At 67.6% G+C, this 23,077-nt stretch carries 26 protein-coding genes; 12 read left to right on the top strand and 14 right to left on the bottom strand.

Annotated features, from left to right (window positions below; genetic code table 11):
- Positions 1-5: 5 nt before the first annotated feature.
- The 7 genes from ACI766_RS27890 to ACI766_RS27860 all read right to left on the bottom strand — a co-directional run bounded on the left by ACI766_RS27890 (position 6) and on the right by ACI766_RS27860 (position 6,616).
- Positions 6-1,088: an oxidoreductase gene (locus ACI766_RS27890; protein ID WP_034076864.1), complete on the bottom strand. Its 1,083-nt coding sequence runs from the start codon at positions 1,086-1,088 to the stop codon at positions 6-8.
- Positions 1,089-1,115: 27 nt separating this feature from the next.
- Entirely contained in the window at positions 1,116-1,388 is a 273-nt protein-coding gene (locus ACI766_RS27885) for an oxidative damage protection protein (RefSeq protein ID WP_003096100.1), read from the bottom strand.
- Positions 1,389-1,431: 43 nt separating this feature from the next.
- Positions 1,432-2,499, bottom strand: coding sequence for an A/G-specific adenine glycosylase (gene mutY / locus ACI766_RS27880; RefSeq protein ID WP_003110600.1), 1,068 nt, complete (start codon positions 2,497-2,499; stop codon positions 1,432-1,434).
- Positions 2,496-4,748, bottom strand: coding sequence for an AsmA family protein (locus ACI766_RS27875; protein ID WP_003105535.1), 2,253 nt, complete (start codon positions 4,746-4,748; stop codon positions 2,496-2,498). The genes mutY and ACI766_RS27875 overlap by 4 nt, the downstream gene beginning before the upstream one ends.
- Before the next feature lie 93 nt (positions 4,749-4,841).
- Entirely contained in the window at positions 4,842-5,948 is a 1,107-nt protein-coding gene (locus ACI766_RS27870; RefSeq protein WP_012614645.1) for an NAD(P)/FAD-dependent oxidoreductase, read from the bottom strand.
- On the bottom strand, positions 5,945-6,181 hold the full coding sequence (locus tag ACI766_RS27865; protein WP_003112622.1) for a hypothetical protein: 237 nt from the start codon (positions 6,179-6,181) through the stop codon (positions 5,945-5,947). Before ACI766_RS27865 ends, ACI766_RS27870 begins: the two co-directional genes overlap by 4 nt.
- Before the next feature lie 36 nt (positions 6,182-6,217).
- Positions 6,218-6,616 (bottom strand): acetyl-CoA sensor PanZ family protein, encoded by a 399-nt coding sequence (locus ACI766_RS27860; protein ID WP_003457678.1) that lies wholly within the window; start codon positions 6,614-6,616, stop codon positions 6,218-6,220.
- Between the two features lie 160 nt (positions 6,617-6,776).
- Between ACI766_RS27860 and hisB the strand changes: the two genes are divergently transcribed.
- From hisB to ACI766_RS27820, 8 genes are all read left to right on the top strand, one after another.
- A complete protein-coding gene (hisB, locus tag ACI766_RS27855) occupies positions 6,777-7,370 on the top strand; it encodes an imidazoleglycerol-phosphate dehydratase HisB (RefSeq protein ID WP_003096088.1) in 594 nt (197 codons plus the stop codon).
- Complete coding sequence (gene hisH, locus ACI766_RS27850) at positions 7,370-8,008, top strand: imidazole glycerol phosphate synthase subunit HisH (protein ID WP_003096087.1); 639 nt, start codon at positions 7,370-7,372, stop codon at positions 8,006-8,008. Before hisB ends, hisH begins: the two co-directional genes overlap by 1 nt.
- A gap of 3 nt (positions 8,009-8,011) precedes the next feature.
- Entirely contained in the window at positions 8,012-8,272 is a 261-nt protein-coding gene (locus ACI766_RS27845; RefSeq protein ID WP_003096084.1) for a DUF2164 domain-containing protein, read from the top strand.
- Positions 8,273-8,320: 48 nt separating this feature from the next.
- On the top strand, positions 8,321-9,058 hold the full coding sequence (hisA, locus tag ACI766_RS27840; protein WP_003106336.1) for a 1-(5-phosphoribosyl)-5-[(5-phosphoribosylamino)methylideneamino]imidazole-4-carboxamide isomerase: 738 nt from the start codon (positions 8,321-8,323) through the stop codon (positions 9,056-9,058).
- Positions 9,059-9,068: 10 nt separating this feature from the next.
- Positions 9,069-9,839: an imidazole glycerol phosphate synthase subunit HisF gene (gene hisF / locus ACI766_RS27835; RefSeq protein ID WP_412828484.1), complete on the top strand. Its 771-nt coding sequence runs from the start codon at positions 9,069-9,071 to the stop codon at positions 9,837-9,839.
- A 171-nt stretch (positions 9,840-10,010) separates the two neighbouring features.
- On the top strand, positions 10,011-10,757 hold the full coding sequence (locus ACI766_RS27830; RefSeq protein ID WP_003106332.1) for a substrate-binding periplasmic protein: 747 nt from the start codon (positions 10,011-10,013) through the stop codon (positions 10,755-10,757).
- 90 nt (positions 10,758-10,847) lie between these two features.
- Complete coding sequence (locus ACI766_RS27825; RefSeq protein ID WP_003106330.1) at positions 10,848-11,600, top strand: substrate-binding periplasmic protein; 753 nt, start codon at positions 10,848-10,850, stop codon at positions 11,598-11,600.
- Positions 11,601-11,749: 149 nt separating this feature from the next.
- On the top strand, positions 11,750-12,505 hold the full coding sequence (locus ACI766_RS27820) for a substrate-binding periplasmic protein (protein WP_003096075.1): 756 nt from the start codon (positions 11,750-11,752) through the stop codon (positions 12,503-12,505).
- Between the two features lie 36 nt (positions 12,506-12,541).
- Here ACI766_RS27820 and ACI766_RS27815 read toward each other — a convergent pair whose 3' ends face one another.
- From ACI766_RS27815 to gpmM, 6 genes are all read right to left on the bottom strand, one after another.
- On the bottom strand, positions 12,542-14,023 hold the full coding sequence (locus ACI766_RS27815) for a hypothetical protein (protein ID WP_010793678.1): 1,482 nt from the start codon (positions 14,021-14,023) through the stop codon (positions 12,542-12,544).
- 68 nt (positions 14,024-14,091) lie between these two features.
- Positions 14,092-14,865 carry a divergent polysaccharide deacetylase family protein gene (locus ACI766_RS27810; RefSeq protein ID WP_003096069.1) on the bottom strand — a complete coding sequence of 258 codons (774 nt, stop codon included), beginning with the start codon at positions 14,863-14,865 and terminating at the stop codon, positions 14,092-14,094.
- Positions 14,865-16,175, bottom strand: coding sequence for a proteolytic complex protein CptA (gene cptA, locus ACI766_RS27805; protein ID WP_003096067.1), 1,311 nt, complete (start codon positions 16,173-16,175; stop codon positions 14,865-14,867). Before cptA ends, ACI766_RS27810 begins: the two co-directional genes overlap by 1 nt.
- 28 nt (positions 16,176-16,203) lie before the next feature.
- Positions 16,204-17,490: a murein hydrolase activator EnvC family protein gene (locus ACI766_RS27800; protein ID WP_033943229.1), complete on the bottom strand. Its 1,287-nt coding sequence runs from the start codon at positions 17,488-17,490 to the stop codon at positions 16,204-16,206.
- Between the two features lie 149 nt (positions 17,491-17,639).
- Positions 17,640-18,458, bottom strand: a complete 819-nt coding sequence (locus ACI766_RS27795; RefSeq protein WP_003125784.1) for a CPBP family intramembrane glutamic endopeptidase — start codon at positions 18,456-18,458, stop codon at positions 17,640-17,642.
- Positions 18,459-18,771: 313 nt separating this feature from the next.
- Positions 18,772-20,319, bottom strand: coding sequence for a 2,3-bisphosphoglycerate-independent phosphoglycerate mutase (gene gpmM / locus ACI766_RS27790; protein WP_034076860.1), 1,548 nt, complete (start codon positions 20,317-20,319; stop codon positions 18,772-18,774).
- A 324-nt stretch (positions 20,320-20,643) separates the two neighbouring features.
- Here gpmM and ACI766_RS27785 point away from each other — a divergent pair, with 324 nt between their 5' ends.
- From ACI766_RS27785 to secB, 3 genes are read left to right on the top strand one after another with little or no spacing between them, the layout of a single operon-like run.
- On the top strand, positions 20,644-21,063 hold the full coding sequence (locus ACI766_RS27785; protein WP_034076858.1) for a rhodanese-like domain-containing protein: 420 nt from the start codon (positions 20,644-20,646) through the stop codon (positions 21,061-21,063).
- Position 21,064: 1 nt separating this feature from the next.
- Positions 21,065-21,319 carry a glutaredoxin 3 gene (grxC, locus tag ACI766_RS27780; protein WP_003096057.1) on the top strand — a complete coding sequence of 85 codons (255 nt, stop codon included), beginning with the start codon at positions 21,065-21,067 and terminating at the stop codon, positions 21,317-21,319.
- Between the two features lie 36 nt (positions 21,320-21,355).
- Positions 21,356-21,847, top strand: coding sequence for a protein-export chaperone SecB (gene secB / locus ACI766_RS27775; RefSeq protein ID WP_003096050.1), 492 nt, complete (start codon positions 21,356-21,358; stop codon positions 21,845-21,847).
- Between the two features lie 58 nt (positions 21,848-21,905).
- On the opposite strand, the gene trmL is transcribed toward secB, so the two are convergent.
- Positions 21,906-22,367, bottom strand: coding sequence for a tRNA (uridine(34)/cytosine(34)/5-carboxymethylaminomethyluridine(34)-2'-O)-methyltransferase TrmL (trmL, locus tag ACI766_RS27770; RefSeq protein ID WP_003104666.1), 462 nt, complete (start codon positions 22,365-22,367; stop codon positions 21,906-21,908).
- Here trmL and ACI766_RS27765 point away from each other — a divergent pair.
- On the top strand, positions 22,366-22,833 hold the full coding sequence (locus tag ACI766_RS27765; protein WP_031657304.1) for a hypothetical protein: 468 nt from the start codon (positions 22,366-22,368) through the stop codon (positions 22,831-22,833). The genes trmL and ACI766_RS27765 overlap by 2 nt on opposite strands.
- Positions 22,834-23,077 lie beyond the last annotated feature (244 nt).

Raw genomic sequence — 23,077 nt, 5'->3', positions numbered from 1 at the left:
GTGCCTCAGTTCCAGGCCTGGCGTTCCTCGTCGCGCAGCTCCACCGGCAGGCTCCGGCCTTCCTCGGCGGAGCGTCGTGCCAACTCCAGCAGGGCCATCAGCGCGCAGGCCTGTTGCGCCGACACCGGGTTGCGCGACTGGCCGCGGATGGCGGCGGCCAGCGCCTGGTAGTAGCGGCTCTGGTCGCCTGCCGGGGTGACCAGCGACTGGCGCAGACCCTGGCCATCGATGTGCTGCAACAGCTCGGGATCGCGGCCCCAGCCGGCGGAACCGGGGTGCAGTCCCTGGAGCAGTTGCGCTTCCTGGATATCGGCGCCGGCCTTGAGCAGGCTGCCGTGGTCGCCGTGCACATTGAAGCGTGGCGCCGGATTGGCGGCGAGCATGCTGGCGCGCAGCGCTACCTGGCAGTGCGGATAATCGAGCAGGACCTCGAACCAGTCGTCGGTCTGCGCCCCCTCGCGCAGCCGGCGCAGGTGTCCGAGCACACGCTGCGGTATGCCGAACAGGCACAGTGCCTGGTCGAGCAGGTGCGGGCCGAGGTCGAACCACAGCCCGGAGCCGGGCAGGTCGTGTTCGCGCCAGCGGTCGCGGACCTGCGGACGGAAGCGCTCGATGGCCGACTCGAAGTAGCGCACCGGGCCGATGCTGCCGGCCTGCAGGGCGGCCTCCACGGCGAGGAAGTCGCTGTCGAAGCGCCGGTTCTGGAACACCGAGAGGACCTGCCCAGGCCGTTCACGGGCGAGGTCGGCGAGGCGCCGGGCTTCGGCCAGGGTGACGGTGAACGGCTTGTCCACCACCACGTGCTTGCCGGCGCGCAAGGCCCGTTCGGCGAGGCTGGCGTGGGTGGCATTGGGCGAGGCGATGACCACCAGGTCGATGTCGGCGGCCTCGATGGCCTCATCCGGATCGGCGCTGACCCGGGCTTCGGGCAGGTCGGCGTGCACCCGCCCAGGGTCGCGGGAGACCACGTGCTCCAGGCACAACGCCGGTACCGCGCGGATCAGCGGGGCGTGGAAGGTCTTGCCGGCGAAGCCGTAGCCGATCAGCGCGGTGCGGATCGGAGGCAGGCCAGAGAGGGATGGAGTCATGGCGGCCTCCGTCGGGCGGGGTGGGGGTCAGGCGGATGGCGGCACGTAGCCGTCGGCCTTGGCGTAGTCCTCGCCGGAGAGGAACTTGTCCATCTCCTGCTGGAGGAACTTGCGGTCCTCGGCGTTCATCATGTTCAGGCGACGCTCGTTGATCAGCATGGTCTGGTGCTTCTGCCACTCGTCCCAGGCCTTGCGCGACACGTTGTTGTAGATGTCCTCGCCCTTCGCGCCAGGATACGGCGGGCGGTCGAGGCCGGGCAGCTCTTCGTGGTACTTGCGGCACATCACGGTGCGGCTCATGGTCGTTCTCCTGCAGTTGCCGCCGGGCCCGCGGGCCCGGCATTCACGCGGCCGTGCCGCGTCCGAGTTCCTGTTCTGCGCGCTTGAGCAGCTTCTTCACCGGAGCGGCGAGGCCCAGGCGCGGCGGGGTGGCGAGGTTATACCAGAGCCAGTCGCCCTCGGCCACGGCGCGCGGAGCGCCTTCCACCGCCACCAGCCAGGGCTCGATGGCGAGCTGGAAATGACTGAAGGTATGGGTCAGGCCGCTCAGTTCGCGGCGCTCGCCGAGGGCCAGGGAATGGCGCGCGGCGAGCGGTTCGAGGCCGTCGAGGTCGTCCAGTTCGGGGAGGCTCCAGAGCCCGCCCCAGAGTCCGCTGGAAGGCCGCCGGTAGAGCAGTATGGCGCCGTCGCGGTTGGCCAGGATCGGCATCAGCGTGCGCTTCTGCGGCAACGCCTTGCGCGGCTTGGGCTGCGGATAATCGGCTTCGCGGCCGAGCAGGTGCGCGCGGCAGCCGGAGACCAGCGGGCAAAGCAGGCAACTGGGCTTGCTGCGCGTGCAGAGGGTGGCGCCGAGGTCCATCATCGCCTGGGTGTAGTGGTTGACCCGTGCGTGCGGGGTGAAGCGTTCGGCGGCTTCCCACAGCGCCCTGGCCACCTTCGGTTCGCCGGGATAGCCGTCCTGCGCCAGGTAGCGCGCCAGTACGCGCTTGACGTTGCCGTCGAGGATCGGTGCGCGCAGGCCCATCGACAGGCTGGCGATGGCTCCAGCGGTGGAGCGGCCGATGCCGGGCAGTTCGGCGAGTTGCTCGACGTCGCGGGGGAACTCCCCCGCATGCCGCTCGACCACGATCTGCGCGGTCTTGTGCAGGTTGCGCGCACGGCTGTAGTAGCCGAGCCCGGTCCACAGGTGCAGGACTTCGTCCTCGGCCGCCGCGGCCAGTGCCTCGACGTCGGGCAACGCTGCCATGAAACGGTCGAAGTAACCGAGCACGGTGCTGACCTGGGTCTGCTGCAGCATGATTTCCGAGACCCACACCCGGTAGGGGGTGATGCCCTGTTGCCAGGGCAGATCCTTGCGACCGTGACGGTCGTACCAGTCGAGGACCGCGCCGTTGAAGCCTTCAGGTGTCATTTGCGGTTGAACAGCCCTTTGAGTGCGTCTTTCAGCTCCGGACTGACCTTGTCGCCGAGCTTCTCTTCGAGTTTTTCGTTGAGGCGATTGCCGGCCAGTTTCGCGGCGACCTTGCCCATGCCTTCCTTGTCCAGGCGGCAGGCCTTGGCGCCGAGTTCCAGCGGGCCGCGGCAGAGCAGCGGCCATTCGATGCCGGCGTAGCGCTGGTTGACCTGGCAGGCCGGGTCCGGCATGTCGCTCTTGTCGCCCTGGATCTCCACGCCGATGCGATAGTCCATGCCCAGCACGCGCAGGTCGATATCGCCGTGGCCGCTGACCGCCAGGCCGGGAATGGCCACTTTCAGGTCAGGGTTGCTGGCCACGCCGTTGGTGAAGTTCAGGCTGCCCTTGAGCTCGCGGAAAGGCGTGTCCTTGCCGCCGTGAGTACCGGCAAGGGCCTTGCGGTTGAGGGTAGCGATGCCCTGGCAGAGCTGTTGCTCCAGGTTGGCGTCGGGCAGCACGCCGTTGATCAGGCTGAAGCGTGCGTTGCCGTTGAGATGGTCGATCCAGGATTTCTCGCTGTTGCCGCTGGTGCGGATGTCGGCGTCGAGGTCGAGCAGCCCCTTCACCGGCGGTTTCTTGCCCTGGGCTTCGAGCAGGCGCTCCACCGGCACGTTGGCGATGTGCTTGGTGGCGGTCAGCACGGCGCTGTCCTGGCGTACATCGAGGTTGGCCTTGGCGTTGAAGCGGCCGTTGTACAGCCCGCCGCGCATGTCGTCGAGGCTGATCACGCCGCCCTGGCCGCGCAGCTTCAGGCTGGCGTCGTCGATCGGCAGCTTCTCGACGGTCAGCCGGCCGAAGTTCAGCGCCACGTCCAGGTCGAGCTTGCGCAGGGTCGCGATGGGCAGCAGCGGCGCGTCGCTCCAGGCCTGCCTGGTCGGTTTTTCCGGTAGCGGCGTGTTGCCCTGGGCGGCACTGGCCACGGTGGCGTCGACTTCCGCCTTGCGCGTGGCGCTGGCGGCATCCTGGGCTTGCTTGGCCTTGGCCGGCAGGTAGCGGTCGAGGTCGAGCTTGTCGCCCTTGAGCTGGGCGCGCAGCGATTGCCTGGCGAAATCGGCGATGCCGAAGCGGCCGCTGAAGGCGGTGTCGTCCAGACCCAGCTTGAGGTCTTCGAGATTCAGGCTGTTGCGGCTGCCGGCCAGGCGGGTGTTCAGCTCGAACTTGCCGAGGGTGTTGGCATCGGCCATGGCCGGCAGGGTCACACCGATGCCGGCGAGGAACTCGCGCAGGTTCATCGGCGCGATCGACAGGCCGCCGCTGAACTTGGTGTCCTTGTCCAGCTCGCGGGCCTTCAGTTCGCCGAGGGCGCGCAACTGGTTGACGCTCAGCTTCAGGCCGTTCCACTCGGCGATCTGCGCCGACTGGTCGAGCAGCAACTGGCCCTGGGCGGAGAAGGTGGCGGTCTTGCCTTGCAGCGGCTCGCCCGAGGCTTCGCCGGAGAGCCTGGCGTCTTCCAGTTGGTAGCGCCTGAGCGCGGTGTCGAAGCGCAGGTTGCCGGTCAGCTCGGTCTTGACCCGTACCACCGGCTGGTTGGTGCCGAGGTAGGCGTTGAGCTTCAGCGGAATGCTGCTGCCTTCGCGAATGGCGCCGGTGCTCAGCTCGATGCCCTCGACGTTGTACTGCTTGCCGCTGGCTTCGTCGGTGTAGGTGACGCGGGCGTTGTTGACGTTGAGGCTGTCGATGTCGAGCTTGATCGGGGTGCGCGGGCTGTCGTTCTGCGGCGCCTGCTCCGGTGCCTGCGCCTGGGCGCCCTTGCCGTCCGCTGCCGGCGGGGTGGCGGAAGGAGCGGCCGGGGCCTGGGGCTGGGCCGGCTTGCCGATGTTTTCCCAGTTGCCCTTGCCCTGCTTGTCGCGGACCAGGTCCAGGCTCAGGCCTTCGACGCGGATCGCGCTCATCTGCACGTCCTTGCGCAGCAGCGGCAGGACCCGCACCGACAGGCCGAGCATCTGCAGGTCGGCGAACGGCTTGGTCGGCGTGGCGGCGCTGGCGATGCTGGTGTCGTGCAGCTCCAGGCCCAGCCAGGGGAACAGGCTCCAGCCGATGTCGCCCTTCAGGTCCAGCTCCAGGTTGGCCTTGTCGCGGGCGATCTGGCGGATTTCGTCCTTGTAGTCATTGGGATCGAACAGGTGGGTCAGGGCGAAGCCCAGGGCCACGACGAGCAGTAAGAGTCCCAGGAAGAACAGCCCCAGGACCTTGCCGAATGCTTTCATGGACGAATCCTTTGTGCTGGCAGCGGTGAATGTGCGGGCGAGTATAACAACGCCGTTTTGCCAGGCCGACCCTGCGCGCGGCGAAACCTCGTCTCAGAGTGCGCGGGCGACCCGTTCGGCGAGCGCCAGGCTGGCGGTGAGGCCGGGCGACTCGATGCCGAACAGGTTGACCAGGCCGGGCAGGCCGTGTTCGGCAGGGGTTTGGATGATGAAGTCGGCGGCGGGTTCCCCCGGCCCGCCGAGCTTGGGCCGGATGCCGGCGTAGCCGGCGGCCAGGCGCCGAGGATCGATGCCGGGGAAGTAGCGCGAGATGGCCTGGGCGAAGGCGGGGCGGAGGGATTCGTCGACGCGGTAGTCGAGGTTGTCCACGTAATTCACGTCGGGACCGAAGCGCAACTGGCCGCCGAGGTCGAGGGTGGCGTGGATGCCGAGCCCGGCGGTGTGCGCCTCGGGCATCGGGTAGACCAGGTGGCGGAACGGCGAGCGGCCGCTGTAGGAGAAATAGCGCCCCTGGCACAGGTGCAGCGCCGGCACCAGGCGCGGATCGAGGCCTTCGGTGCGTTGCGCCAGCGCCTGGGCGAACAGGCCGCCGGCATTGACCACCCAGCCCGCGCGCAACCGGAACGCTTCGCCGACGCTCTGTCCTTCGGCGCGCCAGCCGCCGGCGTGGCGCTCCAGGCGGTCGACCCGGGTGTCCAGCGCCAGTTGTGCGCCGTGGCGTTCGGCGACGGCCTGCAGCGATTGCAGGTAGGCGTGGCTGTCGATGATTCCCGTGCTCGGCGAGAGCAGGGCGGCGACCCCGCGGACCTGGGGCTCCAGCGCGCGCAGCGTGGTGCCGTCCAGCGGCATCAGGTCGTCGACCCCGCAGGCGCGTGCGTTGGCCGCCAGGGCCTGGAGCCTCTCGCGCTCGTTTTCCTCCACCGCCACCAGCAGCTTGCCGATGCGCCGGTGGCCGACGCCGTGGCGGGCGCACCAGGCGTACAGGCGTTCGCGGCCTTCCAGGCAGAGATCGGCCTTGAGCGAGCCGGGCGGGTAGTAGAGGCCGGCGTGGATCACTTCGGAATTGCGACTGGAGGTGTGGCTACCGACCAGCCGTTCGCGCTCCGCCACCAGTACGCCGTGGCCGGCTTCGGCCAGGCGCGCGGCGCAGGCCAGGCCGAGGGCGCCGGCGCCGACTACCAGTACGTCGACGTCGTTCATGCGTCGCTGGCTGCGCGCTGCAGCACGGCGACGATCGCTGCCCGCGCCTGCGGGCTGTTCTTCCAGCAACTGGAGCCGGTCAGGGCCGCGCCCTGGGCGAGGATACTCGCGGCGTCGCAGTCGCGCAGCCGGACGAAGCTGTCAAGGCCCATCTGCTCCAGGCGTTGCAGCACGGTCGGGCCGACCCCCTTGAGGGCAAGCAGGGCGGCGCGTTCGGCGGAGGAAAAGGACATGGCGAAGCTCCGTGGCGGGGACCGCCACCGAGCATATCAGAGGCTGTCCAGCGGCAGCCCGTGGCGTGCCGCGAGGGCACGGGCCTCCAGGTGCCCGTCCGGGGCGACCAGGCGCAGCGGCTTGCCGGCTTCGGCAGCCAGGCGCCGGGCCTCGTCGAGGAGGCGTCGGCCGACCCCGCGGCCGCGGGTGATGCCGCGCACGCAAAGGTGCGACAGCTGCCAGGCGTCGTCGCCGCGCCGCAGCAGGGCGGCACCCAGCAGGCGGTCGTTGAAGCGCCCGGCGATCAGCTCGTCGGCGGCCAGCCCGGCCGCGACCAGCGCCGCGCCGTCGGCATGCGGGGCGAACAGCCAGTCCGGCGCGTCGGCGTAGATCTTCGCCAGGTCCAGGCGATCCTGGGCGCTGGGTTGGGCGAGGGTTTCGACGATCACGGGCATGCGGCTCTCCGCGGCGGGATGAAAGGAGCGCAGTGTAAGGCCTGGCCCGCCGCCCGTGGGGCGATTCGCGCCGACGGTCGCGGCTGGCAGCGCCAGCCCGGGCCTGCCTATAATGCTGGCCCTCTTATAATTACGTGCAGTGTTAGCTGTGGAGCTGGTGATGGCCGAACGCAAGGCATCCGTCGCGCGCGACACCCTGGAGACCCAGATCAAGGTCTCCATCGACCTGGATGGGACCGGCAAGGCCCGGTTCGATACCGGGGTTCCCTTCCTTGACCACATGATGGACCAGATCGCCCGCCACGGCCTGATCGACCTGGACATCGAGTGCAAGGGCGACCTGCATATCGACGATCACCACACCGTCGAGGACATCGGCATCACCCTCGGCCAGGCCTTCGCCAAGGCCATCGGCGACAAGAAGGGCATCCGCCGCTACGGCCACGCCTACGTGCCCCTCGACGAGGCGCTGTCGCGGGTGGTCATCGACTTCTCCGGGCGGCCCGGCCTGCAGATGCACGTTCCCTTTACCCGTGCCAGCGTCGGCGGCTTCGACGTCGACCTGTTCATGGAATTCTTCCAGGGCTTCGTCAACCACGCCCAGGTGACCCTGCACATCGACAACCTGCGCGGGCACAACACCCACCACCAGATCGAGACCGTGTTCAAGGCCTTCGGCCGCGCGCTGCGCATGGCCATCGAGCTGGACGAGCGGATGGCCGGGCAGATGCCGTCGACCAAAGGGTGCCTGTGATGCAGACGGTAGCCGTGATCGACTACGGCATGGGCAACCTGCACTCGGTGGCCAAGGCCCTTGAGCACGTCGGTGCCGGCCGGGTGCTGGTTAGCAGCGACGCGGCGGTGATCCGCGAGGCCGACCGGGTGGTGTTCCCCGGGGTTGGCGCGATCCGCGACTGCATGGCCGAGATCCGCCGCCTGGGCTTCGACGCCTTGGTCCGCGAGGTCAGCCAGGACCGCCCGTTCCTCGGCATCTGCGTCGGCATGCAGGCATTGCTGGAGCGCAGCGAGGAGAACGACGGGGTCGATTGCATCGGTCTGTTCCCCGGCCAGGTGCGCTTCTTCGGCAAGGACCTGCACGAAGCCGGCGAGCACCTGAAGGTGCCGCACATGGGCTGGAACCAGGTGAGCCAGGCGGTGGAGCACCCGTTGTGGCACGAGATTCCCGACCAGGCGCGCTTCTACTTCGTGCACAGCTATTACATCGAGGCCGGTAACCCGCGCCAGGTGGTGGGGCACGGGCACTACGGCGTCGATTTCGCCGCCGCGCTGGCCGAAGGCTCGCGTTTCGCCGTGCAGTTCCACCCGGAAAAGAGCCATACCCACGGCCTGCAACTGCTGCAGAACTTCGTGGCCTGGGACGGGCGCTGGTAGGCCATGGCCAGGGCGAAGAGCAAGACGCCGATCCTCCAGCTGGACGCCGCGCAGACCCAGGACGCGGTACTGGCGATCAAGCGCTTCATGGAGGACCGCTTCGAACTGGAGCTGGGTTCCTTCGAAGCCGAGGAACTGCTCGATTTCTTCGCCCGCGAGTTCGCCCCGTACTTCTACAACAAGGCCATCCTCGACGTGCAGTCGTACCTGAAGGAACGGTTCGAAAGCATCGAGAGCGATGTCTGGGCGCTGGAAAAGAGTTGAGTTTCCGCGCGCCTGTCCACCGAATACAGACTTGAACAGGGTTCACCGATGCTGATCATTCCCGCGATCGACTTGAAAGACGGCGCCTGCGTGCGTCTGCGCCAGGGCCTGATGGAAGACGCCACGGTCTTCTCCGACGATCCGGTGGCGATGGCCGCCAAATGGGTCGATGGCGGTTGCCGCCGCCTGCACCTGGTGGACCTGAACGGCGCTTTCGAAGGCAAGCCGGTCAACGGCGAGGTGGTCACCGCCATCGCCCGTCGCTACCCGGACCTGCCGATCCAGATCGGCGGCGGCATCCGCTCGCTGGAAACCATCGAGCATTACGTTCGCGCCGGCGTCAGCTACGTCATCATCGGCACCAAGGCGGTCAAGCAGCCTGAGTTCGTCGGCGAGGCCTGCCGCGCCTTCCCGGGCAAGGTCATCGTCGGCCTGGATGCCAAGGACGGTTTCGTCGCCACCGACGGCTGGGCCGAGGTCAGCGAAGTCCAGGTGATCGACCTGGCTCGTCGCTTCGAGGCCGACGGGGTGTCCGCCATCGTCTACACGGATATTTCCAAGGACGGCATGATGCAGGGCTGCAATGTCGAGGCTACCGCCGCGCTGGCCAATGCCACGCGGATTCCGGTGATCGCCTCCGGCGGCATCCACAATCTCGGCGACATCCAGAAGCTGCTGGACGCCCGCACCCCGGGGATCATCGGCGCCATCACCGGCCGGGCGATCTACGAAGGCACCCTGGACGTGGCCGAAGCCCAGGCGCTGTGCGACAACTTCAAGGCCTGAGGCGAACCGCATGGCACTGGCAAAACGCATCATCCCCTGCCTCGACGTGGACAACGGCCGAGTGGTCAAGGGCGTCAAGTTCGAGAACATCCGCGACGCCGGCGACCCGGTCGAGATCGCCCGCCGTTACGACGAGCAGGGTGCCGACGAGATCACCTTCCTCGATATCACCGCCAGCGTCGACGGGCGCGACACCACCCTGCATACCGTCGAGCGCATGGCTAGCCAGGTGTTCATTCCGCTGACCGTGGGCGGCGGCGTACGCAGCGTGCAGGACATCCGCAACCTGTTGAATGCCGGCGCGGACAAGGTCTCGATCAACACCGCCGCGGTGTTCAACTCCGAGTTCGTCGGTGAGGCCGCCGACCGCTTCGGCTCGCAGTGCATCGTGGTCGCCATCGACGCGAAGAAGGTTTCCGCCCCGGGCGAGGCGCCGCGCTGGGAAATCTTCACCCATGGCGGGCGCAAGCCCACCGGGCTGGATGCCGTGCTCTGGGCTAAGAAGATGGAAGACTTGGGCGCTGGCGAGATTCTCCTGACCAGCATGGACCAGGACGGCGTGAAGAGCGGTTACGACCTGGGCGTGACCCGCGCCATCAGCGAGGCGGTGAACGTGCCGGTGATCGCTTCCGGCGGCGTCGGCAACCTGGAGCACCTGGCCGCCGGCATCCTCGAGGGCAAGGCCGACGCGGTGCTCGCGGCGAGCATCTTCCACTTCGGCGAGTACACCGTGCCGGAAGCCAAGGCCTACCTGGCCAGCCGCGGTATCGTGGTGCGCTGAGGCGCGTTGCGCCGCAGCGCACAGGGCCGGTGATCGGCTAGCCATTCCTGAGCGCGAGTCGACACTCGCGCGGCTTTCTTTCAGGTACAGTCACGCCCCCCGCATCAGGTGCCGCTAGAGCGCCGATGCCCTGCCATAACGACAAACATTGCGACCGACAGGGAGTCCTCCATGTCCATCTTCCGTCTGGCTCTCGGCTGCGTCGGCAGCCTGGCCCTGCTATGCGCTAGCGCCCTGGCGCGCGCCGAAACCCTGGTCCTGCTGACCGAGAACCTGGTGCCGTTCAACATGGCGGTGAACGGCGGCAACTACGCCAAGGACGATGGCATCAGCGGCATCAGCACCGATACCGTGCGCGCCGCCTGCGAGCGCGCGCAGATCGAGTGCCAGCTGATCCTGCGCTTCCCCTGGGACCGGGTCTACCAGCAGGCGCTGAGCGAGCCCGGCTATGGCGTGTTTTCCACCGCCCGTACGCCGGAGCGCGAGGACAAGTTCAAGTGGGTCGGCCCGCTGGCGGTCAACGACTGGGTACTGATGGCTCGCGGCGACAGCAGCATCCACCTGAACAGCCTGGAAGACGCCGCGCGCTACCGGATCGGCGGCTACAAGAACGACGCCATCAGTCAGCACCTGGTCGACCGCGGCCTGCAGGTGCAACTGGCGCTGCGCGACAACGAGAACGTCGACAAGCTGGCCAGTGGGCAGATCGATCTCTGGGTCACCGCCGATCCGAGCGGGCGCTACGTCGCCCAGCGCGAGGGCCTCAAGGAGGTGAAGGTGGTCCAGCGTTTCCATACCGCCGAGCTGTTCCTGGCGCTGAACAAGGACACCCCGGACGAGCTGGTGCAGAAGTTGCAAACGGCGGTCGACGCGCTGCGCAGCGAAGGCTTGTTGAAGCAGATCCGCGAGCGCTACTGACGCCTCGCCGGCGATGCTGGCAAAAGGCTGGCCTGGCGGCGCGGCGCTGGTTATTCTGCCTCGCTCCAGGCCCCTGACAGGATGACAACAATGCAAAGAAGCCTGCTCTTCGCGCTGCTCGCAACCCTGCTGCTGGTCGGCGGCGCGCGTGCCGAAACCGATCCCGACTACAGCATGGTCCTGCTCACGGAGAACTTCCCGCCGTACAACATGGCGATCAACGGCAAGAACTTCGCCCAGGAAGACAACATCGACGGCATCGCCGTGGATATCGTCCGCGAGATGTTCAAGCGCGCCGGCATCAAGTACAGCCTGACCCTGCGTTTCCCCTGGGACCGCATCTACAAGCTGGCGCTGGAGAAGCCCGGCTACGGGGTGTTCGTCACCGCCCGCCTGGCCGAGCGCGAGGACAAGTTCAAGTGGGTCGGTCCGATCGGCCCGGACGACTGGGTGCTGCTGGCCAAGGGCGACAGCCCGATCACCCTGGGCAGCCTGGACGAGGCGAAGAAATACCGGATCGGCGCCTACAAGGGCGATGCCATCGCCGAGTTCCTCGGCAAGAACGGTTTCGAGGCCGACCTGGCGCTACGCGACCAGGAAAACGCGCAGAAGCTGGTCAAGGGCCAGATCGACCTCTGGGCCAGCGGCGATCCTGCCGGGCGCTACCTGGCCAAGCAGGAAGGCGTGACCGGCCTGAAGACGGTGCTGCGCTTCAACAGCGACCAGCTGTACCTGGCGCTCAACCGCGAGACTCCCGACGAAGTGGTGCAGAAGCTCCAGGCAGCCCTGGACGGCATGCGCAAGGAAGGCTTCGTCGAGGACATCCTCAACAGCTATCTCTGATTCGCTCCGTCCGGCCAACAGGGGGCCGGGCGGGGAAACGCCTTTGCCGGCCCCGCCGGCAATGCCATGGAAGGCCGACGAGCCAGGTATTTCGTCCTGACGCAGGGATGCCGCTAGCCAATAACGATAACCAAGCGAGCGGTGTGACCATGCTGAAAGTCCTGATCCAGACCCTGATCCTGGGGGTGTTGCTGGGGGCCTCCGCGGCCCGTGCCGAATTGCCCGCCGACTACAAGGTGGTGCTGCTGACCGAGAACTTCCCGCCCTTCAACATGGCGGTGGACGACAAGAACTTCGCCCGCGACGACGGCATCGACGGCATCAGTGCCGACATCGTCCGGGAGATGTTCAGGCGCGCCGGCATCGGCTATTCCCTGAGCCTGCGCTTCCCCTGGGACCGCCTGTACCGGTTGACCCTGGACAAGCCCGGCTACGGGCTGTTCTCCATGACCTACACCCCCGAGCGGGTGCCGCAGTTCAAATGGGTCGGCCCGCTGGCCGACACCAGTTGGGTGTTGCTGGCGCCGGCCGGCAGCAAGATCGCCGTGAAGAATCTCAAGGACGCCGCCCGCTACAAGCTCGGCGCCTACAAGAACGACGCGGTCAGCCAGCACCTGGAGGCCCAGGGCATCCCGGTGATCAACGCCCTGCGCGACCAGGAAAACGTGAAGAAGCTTACCGGCGGGCAGATCGACCTGTGGGCCACCACCGATCCGGTCGGCCGCTACCTGGCCAAGCAGGAAGGCGTGTCCGGCCTGCAGACGGTGCTGCGTTTCAACGAGGCCAAGCTCTACCTGGCGTTGAACAAGGACACTCCGGACGAGGTGGTGGAGCGCCTGCAAAAGGCCCTGGAGCAGATGCGCCAGGAAGGCTTCGTCGACGAAGCCGTCGCCAACTACCTCTGACTGGCGGGCGCCCCTCCGCCGGCGCGGCGAGGGGGCTCAGTTCAGGTCGTAGGCCTGGACGCCGAGGTCGCGGCTGTCGTACCAGTTGCCGCGGGCCCAGAACACCCGGTCGTGCGCCTCGTCGAAACCGAGCACGCCGAGGTAGCCGGCGATGTCCAGGCGGCGCCAGGATGAGCCCCAGTCGTCCGAGTAGTACACCGCGTTGGCGGAGACGCTCGCCGGCTCTTCGTCGGGATACAGCCACAGCGGCACTTCGTAGTGGCTCATGGTGTTGGCCAGCAGCACATTCCTGCCCATGTAGAACTCGCGCAGCCCGGAACTGGACGGCAGGGGCCAGAACGGGCTGGGCAGCTTGCCGGTGATCTTCCATTCGAGCGCGTCGCGATCGAGCTCGGCGATCAGCGAGCGCGATTCGTCCGGGTGGTCGAGCACTGCGATCACCCGACCGTCCATGTTCTGTTCCAGGCGCTCGACGGCCACGCCGTCGGTGCGCCGGATCGCGCCCATCTGCCAGCGTCCGCCCTCGCGGCGCAGTTCGGCCTGGGTGGTGACCAATATCGAGCTGGTCAGGTAGCGCCCCTCGGGTGGGCCATAGCGGAAGGTCTGGCTTACCCAGATCGCGGCGCGCTCCGCGTCCAGTTGGGCGACGTGTGCCTTGATCTGCCCGTGCTTGCCGTTGTAGTCGCCCCAGTTGACGCCGTTCGGCGCCAACTCGCGGGCGTAGGCGAGGTCGACCAGCAGCGGCGCGGAGGTGGCGATCGACTCGACACTGGCGCCGCGGTCGGGCGAATAGAACAGCCCGCTCGGCTGGCCGGGTTCCCGGCCGCCATCGGCACCGCCGTATTCGAAATCACCCCAGACCCAGACTTCGTCCTTGCCGTGGAAGCGCGGTGCGAGAGCCCAGCCCAGTCGATTCGCCTCGGCCATGAAGCCTTCCTCGAGCCGCCGCCAGCTCTTGCCCTGGTCGTCGCTGCGCAGCACCACTGTCTGCTCGCGCTGACCGTTGTCCTTGCCCGGGCGCCGCAGGCCGGTGAGCAGGAAGACGCTGGAACCGTCCGGCGTGACTTCCAGGCAGGCGGTCTCGCCGAGCCGCGCCACTTCGTGGAACACGCCGTCCGCGCCCAGGCGCGAGACATAGGTGGTTTCCGGATCGCCGCCGGATAGCAGCATGCCGTTGAGGAAGTTGAAGAGGTGGGGTTCGGACTCTTCTTCCCTGGGCTGGGCGGCCGCCACCAGGTCCAGGTCGATGACGCCCTCGGGCAGAGCCTGCTCGTCGCGGCCGACCTCGCGCCGGCCTACCAGCCAGGTGCCGGCGGGCGTCGCCCGCACGCCGGTGCAGAATTGCTCCATGGCGCGCTGGTCGATGTTCTCGACCTTGCCGACGGTGCTCTCGCCGGGGCTGGCGCCGCCTATCTCGAACTTGGCGCTGGTGAGGATCCAGATGAAACCGAGGGGAATCGCGCCTGCGACCAGCAGGGCGGCGGCGAGCAGGGGCATGGGAGGGGAAGGGCGGGCCATCGGTGCGTCCGTGCAGGAATGACGAGGACGTCACCTTAACCGCTGCCGCGACGCCGGTAAACCCGGCTTCAGTGCGGCGCCTGGCGTGGGTTGACGTTGCGGTTGCCGCGCTCGCCGATGAGCATCTGCGGCGGTACCAGCTCGATGCCCTGGGCGCGCAGCTTCGGCAGCTCCCGCGCCAGCACGTCGAGGGTGGCCTTGTGCGGGTGGCCGATGAGCAACGCCGAACCCTGCTTGCGGGCCAGGGCGACGCCGGCCTGCAGTTGTGCGGAGACCGCTTCCGGTGTGGCTTCGTTGTCGAGGAACACATCGCGCGAGACGCTCGCCAGGCCGATCCGCTGCGCCTCGCTGGCGGCCACGGTGGCGGCGCTGGTGCGGCTGTCGACCAGGTACAGGCCGCGACGCTGGAGTTCCTCGGCGAGCCAGGCCATCGCCGGGCGCACCGCGGTCATGCGGCTGCCCTCGTGGTTGTTCAGGCCTTGCACGAACGGCACCTTGGCCAGCGCCGCGTCCAGCCGCCGCGCACGCTCTTCCTGGGTCAGCTCCGGCCGCCAGGCGTAGGGACCGCCGGCCGGGTCCATCGGCATGTGCAGGATCACCGTGCGCCCGCGCTGGTGCGCCTCGCGGGCCAGTTCGGCGGCATGCGGGGTTTCCGGGATGATCGCCAGGGTTACGCCGGGGGGCAGGTCGAGAACCCGGCGGTCGCGTGCCAGGTTCTGCCCGAGGTCATCGATGACCACGGTCAGCAGCGGCGGGCGCTGGTAGGGGACGGGGTCCTGGCGGGCCTGGGCCTGGTTGAACAGCAGGCACAGGCCCAGCAGGGCAACGCGAAACGCCGACATCAGTTGCCGCGGGTGACGCTCAGGCCTTTCAGCAGGCTAAGGGCCTGGCTGAGCTGGTAGTCGGAATCCTGCGGGCGCTCGCTCGGCGCGGCACGCTTGCCGGTGGGGCGGTCGGCGCCGCCGTTGCCGTTGGCCAGGTGGCCCTGCAGGTCGGCTTCCTTGAAGCCCTCGAAGCTGCTCCGCTCCTGGGTCACCTTGGCGCGTCCGACTTCGATGTCCGGAACGATGCCCTGGGCCTGGATGGAGCGCCCGTTGGGGGTGTAGTAGAGCGCGGTGGTGAGCTTCAGGGCGCGGTCGTTGTTCAGCGGCAGCACGGTCTGCACCGAGCCTTTGCCGAAGCTGTCGGTGCCCATCAGGATCGCGCGCTTCTGGTCCTGCAGGGCACCGGCGACGATTTCCGCCGCCGAGGCGCTGCCACCGTTGATCAGCACCACCAGCGGAACCTTGTCGCTGGGATCGGCCGGGTCGGCGCTGAAGCGCAGCTCGGAGTTGGCGATGCGGCCCTTGGTGTAGACGATCAGGCCCTTGGTGAGGAAGGCGTCGGCTACCTCGACGGCGGACTGCAGCACGCCGCCGGGGTTGTTGCGCAGGTCCAGGACCAGGCCCTTGAGACGGCCCTTGTTGTCCTTGCGCAGCTGGTTCAGCGCCTTGACCACTTCCTCGCCGGTGTTGACCTGGAACTGGGTGATGCGCAGGTAGGCGTAGCCGGGTTCGAGGACCTGGCTCTTGACACTCTTGACCTTGATGATGGCGCGCTTGAGTTCGACGTCGAACGGTCTGCCGCCATCGCGGACGATGGTCAGGGTGATCGGGGAGCCGGCCTTGCCGCGCATGCTGTCGACCGCTTCGGTCATCGACTGGCCCTTGGTCGGCTTGCCGTCGATCTGCACGATCAGGTCGCCGGGCTGGATGCCGGCGCGGGCCGCGGGGGTGTCGTCGATCGGCGAGACCACCTTGATGAAGCCGTCTTCGCTGCCGACCTCGATGCCCAGGCCGCCGAACTCGCCGCTGGTGCTTTCCTGCAGCTCGGCGAAGTCCTCCGGGCCGAGGTAGGCGGAGTGCGGGTCGAGGTTGCTGAGCATGCCCTTGATGGCGTTCTCCAGCAGGGTCTTGTCGTCCACTGGCTCGACATAGGCGGCCTTCACCCGGTCGAGAACCTCGGCGAAGGTACGCAGCTCGTCGAGGGGCAGCGGGGCACTGCTACCGTTGGCCAGTGGCGCGGCGTCGGCCGGGGCGTCGGCAGCCTGGGCCGCGCCCGCGCCGAGCAGCAGGGCCAGCGCCAGGGTGGTGGGACGGAAGCAATGCAGCATGTTCAGCTCCTAATCACGAGTTCGGCGCCTATCCCTGTGCGCGGCACCAGGTAGTAGGGTCCGCCGGGCGGCCCTGATGGCGAATGGCGAAGTACACGGCCGGGCTACTCTGGCCGCCGCTGGTTCCAACGGTGGCGATCGGGTCTCCGGCCTTCACGGTGTCGCCGGCGTCTTTCAGCAGGCTTTGATTATGGCCATAAAGGCTGAGGTAGCCGCCACCGTGGTCGAGGATGACCAACAGGCCGGCTCCGCGCAACCAGTCGGCGAATACCACGCGTCCGCCGTGCACCGCGCGGACGGTGCTGCCGGCGCTCGCCGAAATCAGTACGCCGTCCCATTTCGCCCGCGGATCGTCGCCGCGCTGGCTGCCGAAGCGCGCCACGACGCGGCCATTCACCGGCCACGGCAGCTTGCCGCGGGCCGAGCCGAACGCGCCGCCGTAGACCGCGCCAGTGCTTGAGACCAGCGGGCCCGGCGCAGGTTCGCGCGGCGGGCTGGTGACTCGTCCGGGGGCGGCCTGCTGCTGGCGCGCACGCTCGCGTTCGGCGGCCAGCGCGCGCTGGCGCTCGCGCTCCGCCGCGGCGGCGGCTTCGCGGGCCTGGCGGGCCAGGGTTTCCTCGATGGTCCGCAGTACCTTGGCCAGCTCGGCCTGGTCCTGTTGGCGGGACTTGAGCTTCTGGTCGCGTTCGCGGTAGTCGCTGTTCAGCTTGGCCAGGGCTTGCTGGCGCTCCTTGCGGGTCGCTGCCAGCGCCTCGCGGCGGCTGTCCAGCTCGCCTTGCTTGCTCAGTTGTTCGGCTTTCTGCGCAGAGATGTCCTGCTCGACGTTGGCCAGCTGGCGGAGGGTTTCGTTGAAGCTGGCGAGCTGTTCGAGACGGGCTTTGTTGATGTAGTCGTAGTAGGTGAGGGTGCGGCTGAATTTTTCCGGGTGTTCCTGGTTCAGCAGCAGCTTCAGGTATTCCTCGCGTCCACTCTGGTAGGCCGCGCGGGCCTGGATGGCGAGGAGGCGCTGCTGCTCAATGCGCGCGTCCTGGAGTTTTTTTTTCTCCCCATCCAGCCGTTTCAGCTCGGCTTCGCTCTTGTCCAGCTCGTCCTGCAGGGCCTTGATCTGTTTTTCCAGGTCGCCCATCTCGGTCTCGGTGGACTTCAGCAGCTTCTGCACGCCGCTCTTTTCCTGCTGGATGCCGTCCAGCAGCTTCTTCAGCTCGCCGATGTCCTTCTGCGTCTGTTCCAGCTGGCGTTGGGTGTCGGCGCGCTCGTCGGCGAAGGCCGGAGCGAGACAGGCGAGGGATAGCAGGAGAGGAAGGAGGCGGAGCATGGGGTGGCGGGCACCTGGGAATTGGACCGGCCTAGTATGCCCGTGGCCGCCGTTAAAAAAAACGCCCCGCACCGCGCGCTGTGGGGCGCTTCCACGTATTTCAGCCGGATGGCAGCGGCGGATGTCGTCGACGACGAAGGCCACGGGCATCAGGCGGGTCTGTAGAGCGGGTAGGTGAACAGCAGCAGATGCGTCAGGTTCAGCCCGAAGTGGAACAGCGTCGCCACCCACAGGCGGCCGCTCCACAGCCAGGCCAACCCGTAGATCAGCCCGGCGAGGCCGGCGAACAGCATCAGCAGCGGGCCGCCGGCGAAGTGCGCCAGGCCGAACAGCGCCGAGGCCAGCGCCAGGGCGGGCCAGGGGCCCAGCCATTGGCCCAGGCGTTGCTGCAGGTAGCCGCGGAACAGCGCTTCCTCGGCAAGGGAAACGAAGAACAGGTTGGCCAGGATGAACTGCCAGAGCCAGGCCGGCGCGTGGAGTTCCGGCCGCAGCAGGCCGACGCCGACAGCCAGCAGAAGCAGCGCCGGCACCGCCGCCACGAGCAGCAGCCAGTACCAGGGGCGGCCGGGAGCGCGGGCTTCGTCGCGGAACAGGCTCGGCAGGCAGGCCAGTAGCAGGAACGGCACCAGTGCCTTGTCGAAGTTGAAGTACATGGTGAACGGCAGGCTCTGCGGGCCGACCACCGCCTTGTCCAGGATCCTGGGGTTGGCGAAGCCGGGTAGCAGGTGCAGGAACAGGCCCACCGCGCCGGCGACCAGCAGCAGCTCCAGGCCCAGGGCCCAGGCGCGGCGTGCCGCCAGGCGCCGGCGCAACAGGGCGAGGACGCCCAGTGCAGCCAGGGCGGCGACCGCAGGCGGAGCGAGAACCCCGTCGTAGAAGGCGAGACAGCAGGTCGCGAGCAGCAAGACGAGGGCCAGCAGGCGCTGGAAGGACAGGGCGAGGAGCGAGGTGGCGAGGAGGAACCACATCGGCGGAAATCCTTGTAGGGCAGATGGAAAAGACAGCGCGGGCAAGGCTAGCACGGGCCTCGGCGACGTAGCGGGAGGCAGGGGGGGAGACGCGGAAAATGAAAACCGCGGCACACGTCTCGACGCCGCGTGGCCAGGCCTGTCGGCCGATCGGCAGCGTTAAAGCGGGGAAGGTGGCGTCGTGGAAACAGGGCGCGGCGCCCGGCCCGCTACGGCGGATAACGTCGCAGGCGTTATCCGTCGATGGCCTGCAGAAGCGGCGGATAACCGCGACGCGGTTATCCGCCCTGCGCGGGAGTTCGTCGTTCGCGGATCAGCCGAGGGTGACGATGCTGCGACCGGTCATTTCCGCCGGCTGCTCCAGCCCCATGAGGGTCAGCATGGTCGGCGCCACGTCGGCCAGCACGCCGCCTTCGCGGATGCTCAGCTTGCGCTTGCCGACGTAGACGAAGGGCACCGGTTCGCAGGTGTGCGCGGTGTGCGCCTGGCCGGTGGACTCGTCTTCCATCTGCTCGACATTGCCGTGGTCGGCGGTGATCAGGGCTTCGCCGCCGACCTTGTCCAGCGCCTCGACGATACGGCCCATGCAGGTGTCCAGGCACTCCACGGCCTTGACCGCGGCCTCGAACACCCCGGTGTGGCCGACCATGTCGCCGTTGGCGTAGTTGACCACGATCACGTCGTAGCGCTGTTGCTCGATGGCCTCGACGATACGGTCGGTGACTTCCGGCGCGCTCATCTCGGGTTGCAGGTCGTAGGTGGCGACCTTCGGCGAGGGGATCAGGATGCGCTCCTCGCCCTCGTAGGGTTCCTCGCGGCCGCCGGAGAAGAAGAAGGTCACATGGGCGTACTTCTCGGTCTCGGCGATGCGCAGCTGGGTCTTGCCATGCTTGGCCAGGTACTCGCCGAGGACGTTGGTCAGCGGCTCCGGCGGGAAGGCGCAGGGCGCCGGGATGCTCGCCGCGTACTGGGTCAGCATGACGAAACCTGCCAGCTGCGGGGCTCGTTCGCGGGGGAACTCATTGAATGCCGGCTCGACGAAGGCGCGGCTCAGCTCGCGGGCGCGGTCGGCGCGGAAGTTCATGAAGATCACCGCGTCGCCATCCTCGACCCGCACCGCTTCGGCGCCGGCCGGGACCACCGCGGTGGCCTTGACGAATTCGTCGCTCTCGCCGCGGGCGTAGGCGGCCTCGAGGGCTGCCACCGAGGAGTCGGCGGTGAACTCGGCCTTGCCGTCGGCAATCAGTTCATAGGCGGCCTGGACGCGGTCCCAGCGGTTGTCGCGGTCCATCGCGAAATAGCGGCCGATGATCGAGGCGATGCGGCCCTTGCCGAGCCCGGCGAAGGTGGCGTCGAGACGCTCCAGCGACGGCTGCGCGCTTTTCGGCGGGGTATCGCGGCCATCCAGGAAGGCATGCAGGTAGATCTTGCCGGCGCCGCGCCTGGCGGCCATCTGCGCCATCGCCACCAGGTGGTCTTCATGGCTGTGTACGCCGCCCGGGGAGAGCAGGCCGAGGATGTGCACCGCCTTGTCGGCGGCGACGGCCTTGTCGACCGCGCCGGCGATCACCGGGTTTTCGAAGAATTCGCCGTCGCGGATGGCCTTGGTGACGCGGGTGAAGTCCTGGTACACCACGCGGCCTGCGCCGAGGTTCATGTGGCCGACCTCGGAATTGCCCATCTGGCCGTCGGGCAGGCCGACGTCCATGCCGGAGCCGGAGATCAGGCCGTGCGGCTGGGTTGCCAGGAGGCGATCCCAGACCGGCTTCTTCGCGGCGTAGATGGCGTTGTAGTCAGGGCTTTCGCTGTGGCCGAAGCCGTCCAGGATGATCAGGACCAGGGGTTTGGGCGTGGCAGTCATATGTCCGGCTCTATTTCCGCGGGGTTCAGAAACTGACCAAATTTAGTGGGAACATTGTCGTTCAAGACGTAGGAAGAGGCTGATTGATTAAACCGATGACGCCGATCCGCAACCGAATGCCGCTATCCTCGCTCCCTCTGTCCTGCCCGAGCCGTGCCCGGGCCGGAACTGGCCAGCTTCACAGAAAAGGACCGGCATTCTAACCGTGAAGTTTCCCGCGACGCCATTTCCTGGAGCCGAGCGGGGCGCCGCCCGGCGGGTTCCCCCCTGGCCGGCGCGGTCTGTATACTGGCCGGCATTTTTACGCCCTGGATATCCGTCACCATGCAATTCGTTTCCCGTCTGATCGAGTTCGCCACCAACCACTACCTGCTGGTCGCGGCGCTGCTGGTCCTGCTGGTCCTGCTGTTGCTGCACGAGCTGCGCAAGGGCGGCAAGAGCCTGTCGACCCGCGAGCTGACCGCGCTGGTCAATGCCGACCAGGCGGTGGTCCTGGATATCCGTCCGGCCAAGGAGTTCGCCAGCGGGCACATCGTCGACGCGCTGAACATCCCGGCCGACAAGCTGAACAGCCGCATGACCGAGCTGGAAAAGTACAAGGGCAAGACCATCATCCTGGTCGACGCCATGGGCCAGCATTCCGGTACCTGGGGCGGCGTCCTGAATAAGGCCGGCTTCAACGCCGCCAAGCTGTCCGGCGGGATCGGCAGCTGGCGCGGCGACAACCTGCCGCTGGTGAAGTGACATGCCGCCCGTCGTGATCTACACCACCGCCTGGTGTCCGTACTGCATCCGCGCCAAGCAGCTGCTGCAACGCAAGGGTGTGGACTTCCAGGAGATCGCCTGCGACGGCAAGCCCGAACTGCGCGCCGAGCTGGCACGCAAGGCGGGATCGACCACCGTGCCGCAGATCTGGATCGGCGAGACCCATGTCGGCGGCTGCGACGACCTTCATGCACTGGAGCGCGCCGGCAAGCTGGACGCGCTGCTGTCTGCCTGAAACCATTCATGAATTGACCCAAGGGAAGGCCCGAAAATGACCGAGCAAGCTACCAACGGCGCTGCCGACGAGCAGCAACCCCAGTTCTCCCTGCAGCGCATCTACCTGCGCGACCTGTCGTTCGAGTCGCCGAAGTCACCGGAAATCTTCCGCCAGGAATGGAACCCGTCCATCAGCCTGGACCTGAACACTCGCCAGAAGCAGCTGGACGGCGACTTCTACGAAGTGGTCCTGACCGTATCGGTGACCGTGAAGAACGGCGAGGACACCACTGCCTTCATCGCCGAAGTGCAGCAGGCCGGCATCTTCCTGATCAAGAACCTCGATCCGTCGAGCATGAGCCATACCCTTGGCGCGTTCTGCCCGAACATCCTCTTCCCGTACGCTCGCGAAGCCCTGGACAACCTGGTGGTACGCGGTTCGTTCCCGGCGCTGATGCTGTCGCCGGTGAACTTCGACGCCCTCTACGCCCAGGAAATCGCCCGCATGCAGGCCTCCGGCGAGATCCCGACGCCGTCGGTCCAGTAAGCCCAGCGCTTGCGAAGAAGCCCGCCTTGAGCGGGCTTTTTCATGCCTGTCGGCCGGCTCAGTCCATGGCGAAGCCGAGCTGGCGCCAGGCTTCGTAGACGGTCACCGCCACCGTGTTGGACAGGTTCAGGCTACGGCAGCCTTCGCGCATCGGCAGGCGCAGGCGCCGATCGGTTGGCAGGGCGTTGCGCACGTCCTCCGGCAGTCCGCGGCTTTCCGGGCCGAAGAGGAAGGCATCGTCGCGCTGGTAGGCCACTTCGTGGAAGGCCCGCGACCCCTTGGTGGTGAAGGCGAACAGGCGTGGCTGGCCGAGGGCCTCGAGGCAGCTCTGCAGATCCGGGTAGCGGCGTACGCTGGCGTATTCGTGGTAGTCGAGGCCGGCACGGCGCAAGCGCTTGTCGTCCAGTTCGAAACCGAGCGGCTCGATCAGGTGCAGACTGCATCCGGCGTTGGCGCAGAGCCTGATAATGTTGCCGGTATTCGGAGGTATCTCCGGTTGAAACAGGATGACGTGGAACATGCAGGGCTCCGGAGCAGATAACGGGCGGCATTCTACCTCCGCCATCGACGATCTGCGGCGCCAGCGCTGGAAAGTCTGGGGTGCGCTGGTGCTTGCCGGGTTGTTGTTCGGGCTGATGCTCGGCAGGTTGTTCGGTCCCGCTTCGCTGCCGACGTCTGCGCCGCAACTGCTGGCGGTCGGGGAGAGCGAGCAGGGCCTGGTCCTGCGCTTCGATCGCCAGGCTGCGGTTACGGCGGCACGGGTGGAGGGTGCCCTGACGTTGCGCATCGTCGCCCGGGGCGCGGCGCAGCAGGGAGACGGACGATGGCTGGGCCAGCCGTTGCGCTGGCGCGTCCGCGAGGAGGGAAAGGGGCTGCTGTTGAGCCTGGTCTCGACCCGCCCCTTGCAGGGGCGCTGGCAGTGGTCGGAGGACGGCGAGGGCTGGCGCCTCGTCGTCGAGCTGCAGGAGCGCGACGGCCGGGAATAAAAGGGGGAATTCTCAGCCTGCCTGTACCGAGGTCCCCAAACGGGAGGGCGGAGGCGCGGATCGCTGCGCTACCGCCGGGCATAAAAGAGGGGAGTTCTCAGCCTGCCTGTACCGAGGTCCCCGAAACGGGTGTGGCGGTTGCGCGCGGATGCTGCGTCTGCCGCCGGGTGTAAAAGAGGGGATTCCCCAGCCTGCCTGTACCGAGGCCCCCGAAATCTTCGTTATCTGCTCCAATGCAGGGTCT

The organism is Pseudomonas sp. DL (assembly GCF_047199225.1).
GTDB lineage: Bacteria > Pseudomonadota > Gammaproteobacteria > Pseudomonadales > Pseudomonadaceae > Pseudomonas > Pseudomonas aeruginosa.
The sequence above is the reverse complement of the archived record's forward strand: the minus strand, read 5'-3'. Positions and strand labels throughout refer to the sequence as shown.